Consider the following 17,956-nt stretch of genomic DNA (forward strand, 5'->3'; position numbering starts at 1 on the left):
TACTATTTTTTTGTAATATATGCCCATTTATAACTGAAGTCCCCGCCAAACGTATGATTCGCGATACCTTTTACAAACGGCTTCTCTAAATAAGCTGTGCTTTGTTGATACGTAGGAGAAATTGCTGCATCTTGACCAATTAAGATTTTTTCAGCTTCCGCAAGTGCATCCCAGCGTGCTTTATCATCTTTTAATAGCTCTCCTTTTGATTTCGCTACTAAATCATCATACTTCGGATTAGAATAATCCATTTCATTAAATGAGCTTCCAGTAACAAACATATCAATATAAGTCATTGGATCTGGATAGTCAGGGCTCCATGCAGATAATGAGAATTCATATTCGAATTTCTTTTCTAAATCTAGCTTCTGCTTGTATGGTTGCTGTTTCAAATTCACTTTAATACCAGGTAAGTTTTTCTCTAATTCTTCTTTAATAAAGTCGCCTACTTTTTTACGGCTACCATTATCATCATTTAGTAATTCAACCGTAATTGTATCTTGACCAAGCTCTTTCTTCGCTTCTTCCCATAATTTTTTTGCTTTCGCTGCGTTATCTTTACTATCACGGAAGTTTTTATTTACAGAGCGGAAGTCTTTTCCATCCGGACCTGTCGTGAATTTTTCAGGTACTAAGAAATATGCTGGCAAAGAACCGTCATTTAAAATGACATCAGCAATTCCTTTTTTATCGTATGCCAAATCAATTGCTTCACGAACTTTTTGATTTTTAAACGTTGCATTTTTTTGGTTAAAACGTAAGAAATACATACGTGGATCTAACTTCGTTTTAAATTCATCTGGCTTATTCTTTTTATATTTATCAACGAATTCAGAACTTAAAATAACTCGATCCGCTTGATCACTATCATATAAATTTACTCCTGTGCTCGTTTCCTTCACAATATTTACATTAATTTCTTCTAACTTCACAGTATCTTTATCCCAATAATTAGGGTTTTTCTTTAGCTGATAACTTCGTTCATGTTTCCATTCACTCATCGTAAATGGTCCATTATATAATAATTTATCTGCTTCTAATCCGTATTTATCTCCTTGCTCTTTCACATATTTTTCATTTAATGGGAAAAATGTAGGGAACGACGTAAGCTCAAGAAAATAAGGTGCTGGTTGCTCTAATTCTACTACCAACGTTTTATCATCTTTCGCTTTAACACCCAATTGATCTGATGGTAATTCTCCTTTATTTACTTTCTGTGCATTTTTCACATCAAATAAAATGAATGCATATTCTGCCGCTATTGCTTTATCTAATGTACGTTGCCATGCATATACAAAATCTTGTGCTCGAACTGGATCACCATTTGACCATTTCGCATCACGTAATTCAAATGTATATGTCTTTTTATCTTCACTAATCTTCACATCTTTTGCCATGCCTGGTGTTGGTTTATTATCTTTATCTAGACGATATAAACCTTCCATTGCATTTACAAATACACGGAAAGATACAGAATCCGTTGATTTAGATGTATCCATTGAAGGAATTTCAGCTGTTTCTAGCAAATTTAAAACTTGTTTATCTGCCATTTCCTTATTCGATTCTTTCTTCGTTGTCGAAGCCTTCTCACCATTCCCACATCCTGCAACCAATACACTCGTCGTTAACGCAAGTGCAGCAATTGTTGTTGTCTTTCTCTTCATTCTTCCTTCCCCCAATCTATATGTATAAATGAAAGCTAGCATAATACATATTATTATACAAAAGATTCAGATTATTTCAAATATTATTTTTGTACAGTAAAAAAAGAAGCGGATAGAACGCCTTTCTATCCGCTTCTTTTTCTATTCCTTTTACTTGTAATCCATCCTCTATGTCAAATGGATTTTGAACTTTAAATATTTCGTCCATTATCTTCAAAAACTCTTCCTCATTTTTGGATTCGCCATTAATCGTCAATGAGTACGGCTCAATCTCGCCCAATTTATAATCAACAACAAATTGGATTTTCACCTTTTTCCTTGGCATATCAGGACTTTCTCCTTGGAACTCTACCAATTCTAATCCCTCTGTGCCACGATAATATACCCAACCTGGATTTCTAAAATAATTTTCAAACGATTCACCAATGGAAAAGAACGGATATTCATATAGTGAGCCTGCACGAACCTTTTGTATAATATCTCGATCAGTCGGGAAAAAGAAATGGCTGAAAAAGATACTAGCAACCGCTAAAATCGTAACGATGGTTGCTCCCATTTTACTCGTTCCACCACTATCACAGATGAGATACTTCTCAACCGATTCATCTTGAATTTCTCGTGCTTTTATTCGATATATACGTCTTTCTGCAAATTGATAATATAATCCATTCGCAAAAATAGCCATTCCAAATAAAATAAAAACGAGTAACAAAAACGTAAGAGGCACCATATTAATGATCGGCAGTGCTACGTTGAATCCCATATAATAAGAAAACGCATCGCATGCTAATAATAACAATATAAATAAAGCTGCAGGCAAATAATACTTACGATATCCAAGCCAACCTACATTAAAAATAGCTGCCCAACCATTCCAGCTCCACCTAGCAATCCGCTTTTCCTCAAGCTCCCATTTCCGTTTGTAATTCGGATATTGTCTCCCTACATATACTTCTAATTCCTTGTCTATTTGCGAGCATCCTTCACCTTGTTCATTATGCAAGGTCCGCTGGCAACTTTCACAATTCAACTGATCTTCCTCGCAAAGTTGCCCACAATTTATACATTTCAAAACAATCCCTCTTCCCATCCATACGTCATTTCAAAATACCTTCGTGTTTTAATAGCCACTCTTTCCTCCATAAACCACCCGCATACCCAACAAGCTTCCCACTCTTTCCTATTACACGATGACACGGAACGATAATTGAAATTGGATTACGACTATTTGCTCCTCCTATCGCTCGTACAGCTTTCGTATTTCCAACCTTCTCTGCAATATCTAAATATGAAGCACTTACACCATAAGGAATAGTATAGAGCGCATCCCATACATTTTTTTGAAATGATGTTCCCTCAGCAGACAGCGGGACCGTAAACTCTTTTCTTTTCCCCTTAAAATATTCATCTAACTCATTTATACATTGAACTATCGTTTCATTTTTATGTTCTTCTTGTCTCTCATCAACAAATATAACAGACGTAATTCCTTTATCGTTCGCTGTAATTTCCAGCAAACCTAATTCACTTTCATAATAAGCCTGGTACATATGTCATCCTCCAATTCAATTCATATTAATTATTGTAACACGAATAGACAAAATTTTTCGTATAAGCGTTTTATTAGGGAAAACAAAAAAGAGAATGATACAATGTAAGAAAATTCAATCTAGGAGGCTGTTGGATGATTTCCAAACTTTTTTCATCTTATACAATTAAGAACGTTACATTAAAAAACCGTATCGTTATGTCACCTATGTGCATGTATTCATCAGAAAACGAGGATGGTCAAGTAACTAATTTCCATCTCATTCATTACGGAACAAGAGCTGCCGGTCAAGTTGGTTTAGTTATGATTGAAGCGACAGCCGTGTTACCTGAAGGAAGAATTTCTAAAAAAGACTTAGGTATATGGGATGATAGCCTAATTGAAGGCTTACATAAAACGACAACTTTTATACATGATAACGGTGCAAAAGCTGCCATTCAACTCGCTCACGCCGGAAGAAAAGCAGAATTAGAAACGGATGCTCTTGCTCCATCAGCAATTCCGTTTAATGAAACAATGAAAATACCAGTAGAAATGAATATACAGCAAATAAAAAATACCATATTAGCTTTTCAGCAAGCTACAATACGATCAAAACAAGCTGGATTTGATATTATTGAAATACACGGCGCTCACGGTTATCTTATTAATGAATTTCTTTCTCCACTTTCTAATAAGCGGACTGATGAATATGGGGGCTCACGTAAAAATCGCTATCGTTTCTTACGTGAAATTATTGACTCTATAAATGAAGTTTGGAACGGACCGTTATTCGTTCGTATTTCAGCAAATGACTATCATCCTGATGGGTTAACGGTTCAAGATTACGTTCAGTATACAAAATGGATGAAAGAACAAGGGGTAGATGTAATCGACTGTAGTTCTGGGGCTGTTGTACCAGCACACATCGATGTATATCCCGGGTATCAAGTACAATACGCGAAACATATTAAAGAGCATGCTAACATTGCAACTGGTGCTGTTGGATTAATTACGACCGGGGCACAGGCAGAACAAATTTTAAATAATAACGAAGCAGATTTAATTTTTATCGGACGTGAGTTACTTCGCAATCCTTACTTCCCAAGAATAGCCGCCAACGAACTTGGCTTTGAGTTACAAGAACCGTACCAATACAAGCGAGCACCAGGGAAAATCCATACGAATAAATAAAGTGAAACTTTAATCAGCCCTCACCAATCGGACCTTTAAAGCGGGATAAAACCAAGAATATTATGTACGACTACTTACAGAGAAATTAAAAGTATACTACAAGACTATATTTGTTATTTTATAATATCATTTTAAGGTGTATCGACATTTTGCTTGATACGCCTATTTTTTTATCTCCTTATTCTAACTACGTTTAGCATTACATTTAAATAACGTTATATAATACAAATAAAATTCAATGAACAAAACAAGCACAGTCACACTCTAAATATGCGACAAGGTTGTGATCCACATTCCATAATGTGGATCACAACTGAACTAACAAAAAAAAATTTCTCAAATTAAGTAGAAAATTGTTTTTTTATTATAATATTATACTGTTTTAAATTCGTTTGTTATTCTATCGTTGTAATTTCATTTGAGTTATAAAAATAGATACCAGTTTCTTCTCGCAATGCAGTGATATACATCCCTTTCGCCACATCTTTCGCTGAAATTGGTTTATACTTTTTGAAAGCCCCTTTAAATATAAATGGAATCATACGAGATAACTTCTCAGCCATTCGTTCACCAAAACGAAATTCTTGTCGATTTCCTACTAATAAAGACGGCCTAAAAATGTGAATACCACCAATCACTAATTTTTGTAATTCCTCTTCCATTTTCCCTTTCACTTGCGAATAAAAGAAAAACGATTTAGGATTTGCTCCCATCGAGGACACAACTAGGAAATTTTGCACCCCTTGTTTTTCAGCTAAACAAGCAGCTCGTAACGTATATTCATAATCTACCTTTTTGAAATTTGCCTTTGTTTTTGCTTTTTTGATTGTTGTTCCTAGGCAACTAAATACGTCATCTACAGCGAAAAATTCTTTATATTCCTCTAACATCGAAAAATCTACTTGCTTTTGCTGTAATTTTTCATGTTGCCATTGCATTGGTTCTCTTACAAAAATAGTAACCGAATCGTAGTAATCTGATTCAAGTAATAGACGCGTTATCTCTTGTCCAACTAAACCACTTGCACCAAGTACTAACGCTGTTCGCTTATTCATATATGCATATACCTCTTATTTTACTTTTCTCTCCTTCAGTAAAATACAACTTTTAGGAGTTTCCTTCTCTCATTTTACCACAAGTAAAGCACTATGCGTACGCATAGTGCTTTACTCACTCTTTTTTCTCATCTTTCTCTCGTAATTTTGTGACTGTTGATGCATCTCCTAAATTACTTATTAATCTTCTTAAAAAAATTAAGACTAAGGCTAATGGGAATACTACCGCTAATATCAATAAAATAGCTTCCATTAAGTAACCCAAACACTCATCCCCCTCTACACCCTCCTTTCATATATATATGAACACAGCGTTGTCACATATGCATGTATTCGCAAAAATAACACATCTATATTTGACAACTTTATAACAAAATCAAATCGGAATGATTATTATTTATTGCAACTTTATAAAAGATGTATTATACTAAGTTCGCAAACTAAAACGTAATTATTCCGTTTTGTATTAAAATGATATTTTTCTTCTATAATTGGGGAAAATATATCCGTAAAAAAAGAAAAGAGGAGAACTTCATGCCTAAAAGATTGACTATATTTTCATTCTTACTTATTTTCACTTTAATTTTTACTGGCTGCTCAAATAAAAAAGAAGGTAAGGCCAAGAAAGATGGAAAACTAACTGTTTATACAACTATTTTTCCTCTTGCTGATTTCGCAAAAAAAATTGGTGGCGACTATGTAACTGTTGAAGCGATTTACCCGCCTGGTGCAGATTCTCATACATTTGAACCAAGTCAAAAACAAACCGTACAAGTTGCAAAAGCCGATTTATTCGTTTATAACGGTGCTGAATTAGAACCATTTGCTGAAAAAATGGAAAAAGCATTGCAAAAAGAAAATGTTAAAATTGTAAATGCATCAAAAGGTATTGAACTGCGTACTTCTACAGAAGACGAGCATCACGATCACGGAGACGGCCATAAAGAGGATGAACATCATCACGATAAAGACCCGCACATTTGGTTAGATCCTACTTTAGCAATGAAACAGGCAGAAAAAATTAAAAATGCACTTGTAGAATTACAACCTGACCATAAACAAGAGTTCGAAAAAAACTTCGCAGCACTTCAAACAAAATTCACTGATTTAGATGATCAATTTAAAGCAGCTGTTACGAATGCAAAAACGAAAGATATTTTAGTTTCTCATGCGGCTTATGGTTACTGGGAACAACGCTATGGCCTAAAACAAATTGCTATCGCGGGTATTTCAGCTTCTGATGAACCATCTCAAAAACAGCTTGCTGACATTACAAAAACAGTAAAAGAACATAATCTACAATATATTTTATTTGAAACTTTCTCTACTCCAAAAGTAGCATCTGTCATTCAAAAAGAAACGGGTACAAAAATTTTACGCTTAAATCATCTTGCTACTATTTCTGAAGATGATGCGAAGAGCAATAAAGATTACTTCACTTTAATGGAAGAAAACGTAAACACATTGAAAGAAGCTACTAACTAATCATTTTTTTAAAGAAGCTGCATATGTCATGCAGCTTCTTTTTTATTTTTCCTTACTTGACTTGACCAAAATAACAAGTAAAATTATCCATATTAGCTTTTAAGCTATATTAATTTAGAAGGTGAGTTGGAATTATGACTCTTCACATTTGTGAAGTAACAGAAAAAAATTGGCGTTCGGTAGCTGCTTTAAACGTCGCAAAAGACCAGCAGCAATTTATTGAAAGCAATGCGTTTTCTCTAGCAGAATCATTATTTGAGGGAAACGGAACGTCAGTAGGGTTATACGATGGAGAAACACTTGTAGGATATGCAATGTACGGATGGTATTGGGAAAAACGTAAAAGCGTATGGTTAGATCGCTTTATGATTGACGAGCAATATCAAGGAAAAGGATACGCAAAACGTTTCCTTCGCATACTCATTCAATTCTTACAAGATAAATTTGAATGTAAAATAATTTATTTAAGTTTACATCCAGACAACAAACTCGCAATGGGATTATACGAGTCATTTGGCTTCCGCTTAAATGGCGATATTGATGACGAAGGCCCAGTTGTAGGTGTTGTAATGGAGTTACTATTAGATGAACATACAAGCCTGTGAAAACGGGCTTTTTATTACCCTTCGTTTTTTGCAATCTAGCATTTTTCCATAGAGTACTTAGTTAATTCCAAAAAATAAGCCTGCAATATATGCAGACTTATTTCACACACTCCTCAAAATGTTCTTGGAACCATTCTTTATTAATATCTTTTCCGATAAACACGACTTCACTTACTCGTTCTTCGCCCTCTTGCCACTCTCTATCGTATGATGCAGCAAACAGTGTATGCACACCTTGGAAAACGATACGTTTATCTACTCCATCAATCGATAATATTCCTTTGTAGCGATATAAATATTCACCTAGTTCTTGAACGACAGCTGACATCCATTCATTTAGCTTTTGTAAATCTAACGGACGTTCTTCACGTAGTACAAACGATTTTACACCTTCTAGATGATTATGCTCTGTATGAGGATAAATTTGTAACGTATCTTTCGTTTTAAATGTCTGAATTTGAAGTAACGATTGAATATCTACATCACAGTTAGTCGCCTCGATTAACTTTGCAGTTGGGTTAATACCTTGCAGTTCCTGCAAGAGATTTTCCTTTTCACTTTCATCCACTAAATCTAATTTATTTACTAAAACGACATCAGCAAATGCAATTTGTTCCTTTGCTTCTAGTCCTTTTTCAAAATGTTTATGTATATGATAACTATCTACTACTGTTACAACACCGTTAATTTGGTATGCAGATTGAATAACAGGATCTAAAAAGAATGTTTGAATAATCGGACCTGGATTTGCAAGACCAGTCGTTTCAATTACTAATCCATCAAAATCCATTTTCCCTTCTGCTTTTACGTCCAGTAATTGTTTTAAAGCGACGAGTAAATCTTCACGTACAGTACAACATAAACACCCATTCGTCATCTCCATAATCTCTTCTTCGACATTCATAATCAACTGATTATCAATACCAATTTGCCCTATTTCATTTACAATCACTGCTAATTTCTGACCGTGATTCTCTGATAAAATGCGATTTAATAATGTCGTTTTCCCTGATCCAAGAAAACCAGTTAATATTGTTACTGGAATCATTCCCTACATCTCCTTATAGCTATATGTTTCTACATTATAGCATATAGAGAAAATCGTTTTTGTAGCAAAACATATTTATTGTATGTAAGACACTGTAACTATATAATAATACATAGTAAGAAAGCCTTTTCAAAAAAAACATTCATTCATCAGGGGGGTACTTATAATGGAACGAGTTCAAATGGCTGAAACGCTAGAATTTTCTCGTATTATTCAAGGTTTTTGGCGTTTAGCAGAATGGAATATGACAAAGCAAGATTTACTTTCTTTCATTGAAGCTTGTATGGAGATGGGAATTACTACTTTCGATCACGCTGATATTTATGGCGGCTATACGTGTGAAGGATTATTTGGAGAAGCGTTACAACTCAAGCCTTCCTTACGCGAAGACATGCAAATTGTCACAAAATGTGGAATCGCTCCCCCATCGCCGAAATTTCCAGAGCGATATGTTGCTCACTACAATACGAGTGCTGAACATATAATAAAAAGCGCGGAAGACTCATTACAAAACTTACATACAGATTATATTGATGTATTGCTCATTCATCGCCCTGATCCATTTATGGATCCAAATGAAGTAGCAGAAGCGTTCTCGCGCTTAAGACAAGAAGGCAAAGTCCGCCACTTCGGTGTATCTAACTTTTTACCTTCACAGTTTAATATGTTAAGTTCCTATTTAGATTTCCCGCTCCTTACAAATCAAATTGAAGTATCTGCGATGCATCTTGAGCATTTCGAAAAAGGAACAATTGATTTATGCCAAGAAAAACGAATCAATCCTATGATTTGGTCGCCTCTTGCTGGCGGAGAAATCTTTACTGGTCAATCACAACGTGCCGTACGTGTACGTGAAACTTTACAGAAGGTTGCTACTGAACTAGGTGTTACTAGCATCGATACAGTTATGTATGCATGGTTGCTTGCTCATCCAGCTAACATGATGCCAATCGTTGGATCTGGTAAATTAGATCGTGTTAAAACAGCCGCTCTTGCTACGAAAGTTAATTTAGATCGTCAACAATGGTTTACAATTTTCGAAAGCTCTAATGGACATCCTGTACCATAATACAGAAAAAGAAGAGCTATTTCTTTACAGCTCTTCTTTTTCATATGTATTTCTAGTCATGGCAAATACACACATATCCCTTAATCCATTTCCATCTACTGCAACACTCGCACTTTCTAACGTACCTTCTAACTTAAAGCCTAATTTCTCAGGTATCGCTCTACTCTTCTTATTTAAAGAATCGCATCGAATTTCTACGCGGTTTGCTTTCAGTTCAGTGAAAGCGAACTCCATTATACCTTTTGCAGCCTCTACCATATAACCCTTTCCACTAAATCTCGAATCGATCCAATACCCAATTTCAAATTGAGGTATATCCCAATTAATACGATGTAATCCAGCTGATGCAATAAATTCACCTGTTTCTTTCGAAAAAACTAGTAATCTTAAATCCTCACGCTGCAAAAATTGAATATGCGATTTTCTAATACTCACTTCTACTTCTTCCTCTGTTTGCTCTTTTTGTGCAAAAACCATCCATGGTTTTAATTCTTTCATAGAAGCTTGAATTGCATCGTATACAACTTTACCGTCACCTGGTTTTGGCATTCGAATAATTAGCCTATCAGTATAAAATTCAGAAGGAAAATCAAATAATAACGGATTCACTTTCAACACTCCCCATATTTCTTTTATATATAATAATATCCATCTCAAGTTACACAGTAAATAAATTTCTGAATTTTAAACCTTTTATTCATTTACCTCTACCGCTACACGCACACCAGATTCAATTGCACCTTGTATCCATCCGTGATATAACGTTGTATGATCACCTGCAAAGTATAATCTCCCCTCTGGTTTTATAATCGCTGGTTGTAGCTCAGATTCTTGACCTGCCTGAAATAGCGCAAATCCTCCAAGTGCATATGGATCCAATGTCCAACTTTTTGATATGCCAGACATGAACTCATCATATACTTGACCGCCTAATATGGTCGCTAAATTTTGTAGTGTGTAATAAATACGATCACCTTTTGATAACCCATCCCATAGCAACGCATCATAAGACCATGTATAGCTGCCTAACATCATAGCAGGTCCTTTCTCTCCAATTCCGTGACTTGGATAATAGGCATAACGAATTGGCAAATCCGTTATAATTCTCCCACCTAACTGTCCTTGTTCTTCCCAAAATCGACTTTTAAATTGCATTCCTATTTTCGTTGCTGGCATATAATGCAATTCACGAATTGCTTTCCATTTTTCATGAGATATAGAATCAAATGGATCTACTTCCACAAAACGCATTGTCGAAAATGGAATTGTAATAATAACTAAATCCCCTGTAATACTACTATATTCAAAAGTTTGCTCGTTTCGATAAAAAGCTGTCACACCGTTATCGTGCTGATGTAGCTTCATTAATTTTTGATTATATATAATATTTTCTTCTAATTTTGGTAAAAAGGACTTTGGTAATCTATCATTTCCTCCTACTATTTCACAAAATCCACTCTCCTCTTGCATAATATATAAAAAACGTAACGTTTCTACAAATGACCTTTCCAAAAAACCTTCTAAATCTAATAGAACACCAATCATCTCAATTGTTACTGGTGAAAAGTAAGTATTATATTGATAAGGATGATACTTTAAAAATTGTCCTGTAGAGTATCTTCCAAAATCCTTTACTACTATATCCCAATTTTTCTCTGGGTTCTTTTTTATAAAATTTATAATTGGCTGTACCGCTAACAATAATAGCTCCTCAGACGTTTTCCCGACTTCATTCATTTCTACAGGATACTTTAATATACTTGGGTCTTTTTCATATTGTTTTAATGTCGTTTTCCGGCCATTTACGTAAATAATATCCGTCTCATTCCTATTAATGAAAGGGCTTACCTGTAGCCCGAATTTTCTTATATACGCCATCGTTAATGTGTGCGAATATGGAATTCTCATTGCCCCTACATCCAAATATAATCCGGTATCTTCCATTCTAACCGTCTCTATACGGCCACCTACACGGTTGTTTGCTTCAAAAATCTTTACTTCATGTCCTGCAGCTTTTAATAAAGATGCCGAAACTAATCCAGCCATGCCTGCGCCTACTACAATAATTTGCTTCGGGCGCGTCGTCTTCTTTAATCCTTTATTTATAATTTTCAACACTTCATCCATCTCAGTGTTATACATTATATCTTTCTGCACAATTCCACCCCTTACTTCATAAAGTGAAACTATAATTAGTGGGGAGTTCTTCCCCCACTGATTATAGTTGAACCAATCGGGCTTTTATGGGCAGTTAATCTCCCACCTATCTTCTTTGCTCCAGCCGAATTTTGAGGTGGGAGTTTTACTGCCCGTTAATGCGGGATAAAATGGGCACTAGTGGTTTAGTGCATTTTATTCATAAATTCCTATAAACATAACAACATAGCAAGTGGAATATTCACTAAAAGTACATAAGAGATAGCTCCCACATATCTTCACGCTTCGTATAATATAGCAACAGCAAAAAAGGCGTGGTTGAAAATGAAACAAACTTACGATTACCACGATACAAAGAAGTATTTAGAAGGAAAGAAACAACAACTATGCAACAAACTTAGTAGTATGCATCTATCTAAAAAAGAGCGTGAACAATTAAATCTTGAGATTGATAACTATGAATATATTTTAGACTTAGTCGAAATGAATCATTATGAACGGGGCTTTTCTCGTTAGAAGTAGATATAGGATGTATCCACTTCTTATTTTGAGCATTTTATTACGCATTTTTCGTAAGTAAATATATAATAGGATGTACATTAAGATTGAGAGGTATATTCTATGATCAAATTAAGTGTATTAGACCAATCACCTATTTCAGATGGTAGTACAGCAGCACAAGCTTTTTCTCATACAGTTACACTTGCACAAGAAGTTGAAAAACTAGGATTCACACGTTTTTGGGTATCTGAGCATCATAATTCCGTCAGCCTTGCTGGTTCAAGTCCTGAAATACTTATTTCTCATATTGCTGCAAAAACGGATCGTATGAGAGTTGGTTCAGGTGGTGTTATGTTACCGCACTATAGCCCGTATAAAGTTGCTGAGAATTTCCGCGTTTTAGAAGCTCTTTATCCAAATCGTATTGACCTTGGTGTCGGCAGAGCACCTGGCGGTATGCCAATTGCAACTCGCGCACTACAAGAAGGAAAAATGGTCTCACTGGATCAATATCCAGAACAAATTGCAGATGTTGCAATGTACTTACATGATCAAGTACCAGAAAACCATCATTATGCAAACTTAAAGGCTACTCCTGTCATTCCAACATCTCCCGAGATGTGGATGCTCGGTTCTAGTGGAGAGAGTGCTATGATTGCTGCAAAACAAGGTGCTTCTTTTGCATTCGCACAGTTTATTAACGGATACGGTGGCCCTGAAGTAATGAAGGCTTATCAGGAACAATTCCAACCTTCCTATTTAGGAGACAAACCAAAATCAATCGTCTCTATTTTTGTTATTTGCGGAGAAACAAATGAAGAGGCGGAAAAAATTGCTTCTAGTTTAGATTTATCAATCTTATTACTAGAACAAGGAAAGCGTACAACTGGTACTCCTTCTATCGAAACTGCACAAAATTATTCATACAGCGCTTATGATTTATTCCGTATAAAAGAAAATCGTCAACGTATGATCGTCGGGGATCCATCTTCTGTGAAAGAACAAATCGTAAACTTAAGCAAAGCGTACAATACTGATGAATTTATGATTGTTACAATTACTCATCGATTTGAAGATAAATTGAATTCTTATCGCTTACTAGCAAATGCTTTTCATTTATAATGATAAAAGGGAGATCCATCAATTACGATGCATCTCCCTTTCTTACTACTTATTGTTTTCATTTTCTATATATTCAATAGCCTCTTTTAATAACTCATCAAAATGATTAGGATAATCATGATTTAAGTTAGGTACAACTTTATACGTATGTTCAATGTGTCTATCTTTTAATAACTGAACAAATTGCTGTGTACATTCAAAACAATCTTCATCTTGATCCCCGCACACTATATACCCCTTTATATTTTTATCTTGTAGCACTCCCAATAACTCATCCCATTCTTCAATCTCTGGAAGCCACGGCGCCACAAAAATAAAACCATCTACATCTATATCTTTTTGTAAAATTGTATACAAAGCTACTCTTGCGCCAGCAGAAAAACCACCCATTATTACACTTTCTACTGTATGATTTTCAATAAACGTAACGTAATGCTCTTTTAATTCTTCTTTCCCTCTTTGTATATCATCCCAAACAAACCCATCTGAAAACTGAATTTGCGAAGACTGTGGTAAAGCCAACGTATAATCTTGATCCAAAACAGATTTCCAATATGGTTCTACTATTGCTATATTTTCTTGATCTCCGTGCATTGCAATAAATAGTTTTTCTTTTTTCTTACCTTCAATAAATTTCACGTCTGCTCGTTCTGTTTTCTTTGCTAATTCTTCTCTCTCTTTACATAATTGAACCATTTTATGAAACTCTTCAAATATATGTAGTGGTTTTAAATCGTCGTCCGTAATTAAATACTCATTTCCATACCAAAAACCCTTTTCTATTATGGCTTCCTTCATTACATGCATCGCTTCTTCTTCAAGCCCTGCTGCACTCGCTAGTGCATATTTGAAATTATATATTTGCGCCTCATTCCCCACTATGCCTTTCGCATGCTCCATTATATAAGTGTATGCTTCCAAACTTCCTTTATTTGCGTAACAATGTAACGTTTCATTTAATAATTGAATGTAAGTCATACTATTTTTCATACCCCATTCCCCCGTAATCTTTTATAATATTTATTTCCCAAACCTTTATACCATTTTGTAATCACTGTATATAGCTCATACTAACAGTACTTAATCATTATTCCTCTTCGTCCAATAAGTTTAGTATAAAGTTTAATAATTAGAAAAATCAATATTTTTAAAAACAAAAAAAGACAACAATATATTTATTGTTGTTTTCCATACTTCTATCCACTCTTTTGTTTTTTTCTGTCTGGTTTACTTGAAACTAAATAATGTTTTTCTGAAATATATAAATTTCTTTTTAATATACGATTTAAATACGGTCCTAATTTCATCCCACATATAAGGCGATCTTCACTACCTTCAACAATTGGAAACATTTCTTTTTCTGTTACGTATTGATCTACTGCTTTTTGTACGATATCAATTTCTTTAACTAGGTTTAGATTTTCTTCTGTATGTTCAAATACCTCAAGCGTTTCCTTCGTAATAAGAAAACTATTTGTTGGAAATGCAAGTAAATACGGCTTTAACAAATCATAATTTACTGTATAATCATCATTTACTAATACTGTATAAACAATATTAGCATTCTTTTCTAGAAACTTAGCCATCGCTTGTTCTAATTCATCTTTCGTTATTTCACGCTCTTCTTTTCCAGTTCTGAAAAAGCGAAACATCGCATCGCCTCCTTTTTACTATATTATAGCATAAAAGAAAACTGAAAAATCACAAAAAAGCCATTGAAAGAATTTTTCAATGACTTTTTTCTTTATATACTTATATTTATTTTAAGAACGCACTTAACATCCATACATGTTGTTCTAATGTTGTATGAATTGCTAATAGCATGTCCGCTGATGTTTCATCACCAGCTTCACCAGCAACTTCCATACCTTCTTTTAATTCTTGAATAAGTGCAGAGTAATCATTCACTAATGTTTGCACCATTTCTTCTGCAGACTCCTTGCTCGTCCCTTCATTCACACTAGATGTTGCAAGATATTCTTTCATTGTCGCTAGCGGTTTACCTTCCAACGCTAAAATACGTTCTGCTAATTCATCAATATTTGTTCCAGCTTCATTGTAAAACTCTTCAAATTTCTCATGTAATGTAAAGAAGTGTGGTCCTGTCACATACCAGTGATAATTATGTAATTTCACATATAACACATTCCAGTTTGCTACCTGCTTGTTTAATACTTCAACAACATTTGTTTTCGTACTCATACAATCCACTCCTCTTATCATTTCATAATGTTTATCTTTTAATAACCTAGTTACATGTTACCATACATTTCCTACCCTTTGGAACGATTGGCTCATATGTAACAAAGTTTTAACACCTTTAATACTTCCCTAATATCTTTTAATTCATGTATGTTTTCAAACACTTCATACGTCTAATTGTCCAAGCTCATACATATGCATAATAGTAAATCAAGCTCATCGTAGTAGAAAGAGGGATAACATGGACAATCAACAATGGCAAGTAGCAAAGAAGGTCGCTGCTACTTATATTGGAACAGTCGTTGGAGCTGGATTTGCTACTGGACGAGAAATTGTTGAATTTTTTACAGTGAACGGATTATATGGAACAATTGGCATATGTGTAAGTGGATTTTTTTTTATTTGGCTTGGCACAAAGATGATGTTACTTTCATCACAAATTGGTGCATTTTCAGCGCAAGAATTTAACAAATATTTATTTGGAGATGTATTTGGAAATGTTGTAAACACACTATTATTACTCGTATTATTTGGTGTAACGAGCGTTATGTTATCAGGAGCTGGGGCGGTATTTGAAGAGCAACTTCGTTTACCAAGACAACTTGGTATTTTCATTATATTGATCGCCTGTCTCATTATAGGTAGTCGCGGATTACAAGGGGTTTTTGAAGTTAATACACTTGTCGTACCTATTATGATGATTTTTATTATCGGACTTGCTATTACAACTTTTTTTCACGGTACAACTCCTATTAGTGACACTATTCCTGCAGAAAGCTGGAATATGAAGTGGATTACTAGTCCTATTACATATGTCGCCTTAAATCTTTCGCTCGCCCAAAGCGTTCTCGTCCCGTTAGCCAGTGAAGTAAAAGATCGAAAGGCCATTTTATGGGGCGGTATTTTAGGTGGTGCAGGACTATCTTTAATTTTATTATGTAGCCATTTAGCTATCTTATCAGTCGATCAATTTTATCAATATAATATCCCAATGGCTGAAGTCATAAGAAAATTCAATGCAACTTTTCACTTTTTCTTTGTTCTTATCATTTTCGGTGAAGTGTTCACAACTTTAGTTGGCAATGTGTTCGGAATGACAAAACAAATGCAATCCATCACCAGTTGGAAAAGTAACAATATTATTTTCTTTATTTTACTAATTAGTTATTGCTTTAGTTACATTGGTTACAGTGAATTACTCCACATTCTATATCCTATAATTGGATGGGTCAGCATCATTTTACTTCCAATCATTGCTTTTAAACAACTTCAAAAAACATAAAAGAAGCATCCATGTTATTGGATGCTTCTTTTATGTTCATTCACAATCATCACATACTTCCCAGTATGGCCCCATTTCGAGTGCTAAATATGGCTTTAATTGCAAGCGAATCATCCGACTAGGCATACGTTCTAAAACAAATTGAATCCCTTCTTCCTCTTCGTCTAATTCAACTTTTGAAATCGCAATTCTTTGCATAGTAGAAATAGGCATTCCATCTTTATATAAAGTGATTTTCACCTCATCATATTCATTAAAATACAATTCAACACTCATTTGATTTTTCAACATTTCATCAACAATTTCATATTTATCTTTTCGTTCCTGGATTATATATTTCCAGCCGCCTCTACCTTCTTCTTTCGGAGCTGCTTGAAATAATGTCATCAAATCCTCGTATAGCATAAGATAACCCCTCTCTTACTAAAAAACGATGAGTATTTTATATACCCTTTATCTCTATCACTATCCATATGTATTGTACCATATATCGCCGTTCTTACCGTATTCATTTGCCTCATAACGGTATGTAAAACACCTGATTCTCTTCATTATTATATGAATTATCTCTTACTTCATTTCTTACTATTCTTCTTAAGCTTTCAAATCATATCAAACTTAATGAAATGCTTTCTTTGTCCATCCTACACTTATTATTTCCTTGCAACAACAAAAAAGAAGAGTGACTTATAACACTCTCCTTAAAAGAATTTCCCAGTAGCTGCTAACGCTAATACTAGTATTAAAATTGTAAATAATAATGATACGATGAAACTAAAAATAGGTAATGCTTTCTTTTCATTCTTCTTAAAGAGTAACTTTAAACTAAGAAAGATGTTTACTGGTACAAGTATAAAATAAAAATATTTAACAATTTGCACCGAACTATTCGAAAGTGTTTTTAAAACAAACACTTCAATTAGAAAAACAATAAAAAATGAAATACTTAACCAAAATGAGACATAACTAAGCCAAGAATGTCTTTTGGTACCCCAATAAACTCCCATAGTAATCTCCTTTATTTGCATTCTATATGATTATAAT

At 34.4% G+C, this 17,956-nt stretch carries 20 protein-coding genes; 7 read left to right on the plus strand and 13 right to left on the minus strand.

Going from position 1 to position 17,956, the window contains the following annotated elements:
• Nucleotides 1–2: 2 nt before the first annotated feature.
• The 3 genes from K5S59_RS06500 to K5S59_RS06510 all read right to left on the minus strand — a co-directional run bounded on the left by K5S59_RS06500 (nucleotide 3) and on the right by K5S59_RS06510 (nucleotide 3,214).
• A complete protein-coding gene (locus K5S59_RS06500; protein ID WP_000824264.1) occupies nucleotides 3–1,664 on the minus strand; it encodes a peptide ABC transporter substrate-binding protein in 1,662 nt (553 codons plus the stop codon).
• Nucleotides 1,665–1,740: 76 nt separating this feature from the next.
• Nucleotides 1,741–2,754: a DUF2628 domain-containing protein gene (locus K5S59_RS06505; protein WP_080000108.1), complete on the minus strand. Its 1,014-nt coding sequence runs from the start codon at nucleotides 2,752–2,754 to the stop codon at nucleotides 1,741–1,743.
• Nucleotides 2,755–2,761: 7 nt separating this feature from the next.
• Nucleotides 2,762–3,214 carry a methylated-DNA--[protein]-cysteine S-methyltransferase gene (locus K5S59_RS06510; protein ID WP_000283891.1) on the minus strand — a complete coding sequence of 151 codons (453 nt, stop codon included), beginning with the start codon at nucleotides 3,212–3,214 and terminating at the stop codon, nucleotides 2,762–2,764.
• Between the two features lie 134 nt (nucleotides 3,215–3,348).
• Here K5S59_RS06510 and namA point away from each other — a divergent pair, with 134 nt between their 5' ends.
• Complete coding sequence (gene namA, locus K5S59_RS06515) at nucleotides 3,349–4,386, plus strand: NADPH dehydrogenase NamA (protein WP_000623959.1); 1,038 nt, start codon at nucleotides 3,349–3,351, stop codon at nucleotides 4,384–4,386.
• Nucleotides 4,387–4,781: 395 nt separating this feature from the next.
• On the opposite strand, the gene K5S59_RS06520 is transcribed toward namA, so the two are convergent.
• Both K5S59_RS06520 and K5S59_RS06525 read right to left on the minus strand, forming a co-directional pair.
• Nucleotides 4,782–5,441, minus strand: a complete 660-nt coding sequence (locus K5S59_RS06520; RefSeq protein WP_097864419.1) for an oxidoreductase — start codon at nucleotides 5,439–5,441, stop codon at nucleotides 4,782–4,784.
• Nucleotides 5,442–5,556: 115 nt separating this feature from the next.
• Nucleotides 5,557–5,706 carry a hypothetical protein gene (locus tag K5S59_RS06525; protein WP_000540924.1) on the minus strand — a complete coding sequence of 50 codons (150 nt, stop codon included), beginning with the start codon at nucleotides 5,704–5,706 and terminating at the stop codon, nucleotides 5,557–5,559.
• Between the two features lie 269 nt (nucleotides 5,707–5,975).
• On the opposite strand from K5S59_RS06525, the gene K5S59_RS06530 reads away from it, so the two are divergent.
• Together K5S59_RS06530 and K5S59_RS06535 are read left to right on the plus strand one after the other, a co-directional pair.
• Nucleotides 5,976–6,926 carry a metal ABC transporter substrate-binding protein gene (locus tag K5S59_RS06530; protein ID WP_120449875.1) on the plus strand — a complete coding sequence of 317 codons (951 nt, stop codon included), beginning with the start codon at nucleotides 5,976–5,978 and terminating at the stop codon, nucleotides 6,924–6,926.
• 134 nt (nucleotides 6,927–7,060) lie between these two features.
• The gene (locus tag K5S59_RS06535; RefSeq protein WP_000172418.1) at nucleotides 7,061–7,531 is read left to right on the plus strand and encodes a GNAT family N-acetyltransferase; all 471 of its coding nucleotides are present in this window, start codon (nucleotides 7,061–7,063) and stop codon (nucleotides 7,529–7,531) included.
• A 97-nt stretch (nucleotides 7,532–7,628) separates the two neighbouring features.
• Here the strand turns inward: K5S59_RS06535 and K5S59_RS06540 are convergent, their stop codons facing one another.
• Nucleotides 7,629–8,579 carry a CobW family GTP-binding protein gene (locus K5S59_RS06540; protein ID WP_000613441.1) on the minus strand — a complete coding sequence of 317 codons (951 nt, stop codon included), beginning with the start codon at nucleotides 8,577–8,579 and terminating at the stop codon, nucleotides 7,629–7,631.
• Nucleotides 8,580–8,745: 166 nt separating this feature from the next.
• On the opposite strand from K5S59_RS06540, the gene K5S59_RS06545 reads away from it, so the two are divergent.
• Nucleotides 8,746–9,648, plus strand: coding sequence for an aldo/keto reductase (locus tag K5S59_RS06545; protein WP_000442781.1), 903 nt, complete (start codon nucleotides 8,746–8,748; stop codon nucleotides 9,646–9,648).
• Between the two features lie 24 nt (nucleotides 9,649–9,672).
• Here the strand turns inward: K5S59_RS06545 and K5S59_RS06550 are convergent, their stop codons facing one another.
• Both K5S59_RS06550 and K5S59_RS06555 read right to left on the minus strand, forming a co-directional pair.
• Nucleotides 9,673–10,257 (minus strand): GNAT family N-acetyltransferase, encoded by a 585-nt coding sequence (locus K5S59_RS06550; RefSeq protein WP_001068754.1) that lies wholly within the window; start codon nucleotides 10,255–10,257, stop codon nucleotides 9,673–9,675.
• Between the two features lie 84 nt (nucleotides 10,258–10,341).
• A complete protein-coding gene (locus K5S59_RS06555; RefSeq protein ID WP_001168149.1) occupies nucleotides 10,342–11,805 on the minus strand; it encodes a flavin monoamine oxidase family protein in 1,464 nt (487 codons plus the stop codon).
• A 324-nt stretch (nucleotides 11,806–12,129) separates the two neighbouring features.
• Between K5S59_RS06555 and K5S59_RS06560 the strand changes: the two genes are divergently transcribed.
• Together K5S59_RS06560 and K5S59_RS06565 are read left to right on the plus strand one after the other, a co-directional pair.
• Entirely contained in the window at nucleotides 12,130–12,321 is a 192-nt protein-coding gene (locus K5S59_RS06560; protein WP_000815499.1) for a DUF3896 family protein, read from the plus strand.
• Nucleotides 12,322–12,426: 105 nt separating this feature from the next.
• The gene (locus K5S59_RS06565; RefSeq protein WP_000594047.1) at nucleotides 12,427–13,428 is read left to right on the plus strand and encodes an LLM class flavin-dependent oxidoreductase; all 1,002 of its coding nucleotides are present in this window, start codon (nucleotides 12,427–12,429) and stop codon (nucleotides 13,426–13,428) included.
• A gap of 45 nt (nucleotides 13,429–13,473) precedes the next feature.
• Here K5S59_RS06565 and K5S59_RS06570 read toward each other — a convergent pair whose 3' ends face one another.
• The 3 genes from K5S59_RS06570 to K5S59_RS06580 all read right to left on the minus strand — a co-directional run bounded on the left by K5S59_RS06570 (nucleotide 13,474) and on the right by K5S59_RS06580 (nucleotide 15,630).
• Nucleotides 13,474–14,418: an alpha/beta hydrolase gene (locus K5S59_RS06570; RefSeq protein WP_220784044.1), complete on the minus strand. Its 945-nt coding sequence runs from the start codon at nucleotides 14,416–14,418 to the stop codon at nucleotides 13,474–13,476.
• A gap of 206 nt (nucleotides 14,419–14,624) precedes the next feature.
• On the minus strand, nucleotides 14,625–15,080 hold the full coding sequence (locus tag K5S59_RS06575; protein ID WP_000488200.1) for a DUF3939 domain-containing protein: 456 nt from the start codon (nucleotides 15,078–15,080) through the stop codon (nucleotides 14,625–14,627).
• A 106-nt stretch (nucleotides 15,081–15,186) separates the two neighbouring features.
• A complete protein-coding gene (locus tag K5S59_RS06580; RefSeq protein WP_000105194.1) occupies nucleotides 15,187–15,630 on the minus strand; it encodes a Dps family protein in 444 nt (147 codons plus the stop codon).
• A gap of 241 nt (nucleotides 15,631–15,871) precedes the next feature.
• Between K5S59_RS06580 and K5S59_RS06585 the strand changes: the two genes are divergently transcribed.
• A complete protein-coding gene (locus K5S59_RS06585) occupies nucleotides 15,872–16,912 on the plus strand; it encodes a YkvI family membrane protein (protein WP_000370200.1) in 1,041 nt (346 codons plus the stop codon).
• 36 nt (nucleotides 16,913–16,948) lie between these two features.
• Here K5S59_RS06585 and K5S59_RS06590 read toward each other — a convergent pair whose 3' ends face one another.
• Nucleotides 16,949–17,317 (minus strand): DUF3979 family protein, encoded by a 369-nt coding sequence (locus tag K5S59_RS06590; RefSeq protein WP_000965082.1) that lies wholly within the window; start codon nucleotides 17,315–17,317, stop codon nucleotides 16,949–16,951.
• 296 nt (nucleotides 17,318–17,613) lie between these two features.
• Nucleotides 17,614–17,919 carry a hypothetical protein gene (locus K5S59_RS06595; protein WP_000539576.1) on the minus strand — a complete coding sequence of 102 codons (306 nt, stop codon included), beginning with the start codon at nucleotides 17,917–17,919 and terminating at the stop codon, nucleotides 17,614–17,616.
• Between the last annotated feature and the right edge of the window lie 37 nt (nucleotides 17,920–17,956).

This window comes from Bacillus sp. BML-BC051, from assembly GCF_019656175.1.
Classification (GTDB): Bacteria; Bacillota; Bacilli; order Bacillales; family Bacillaceae_G; genus Bacillus_A; species Bacillus_A mobilis.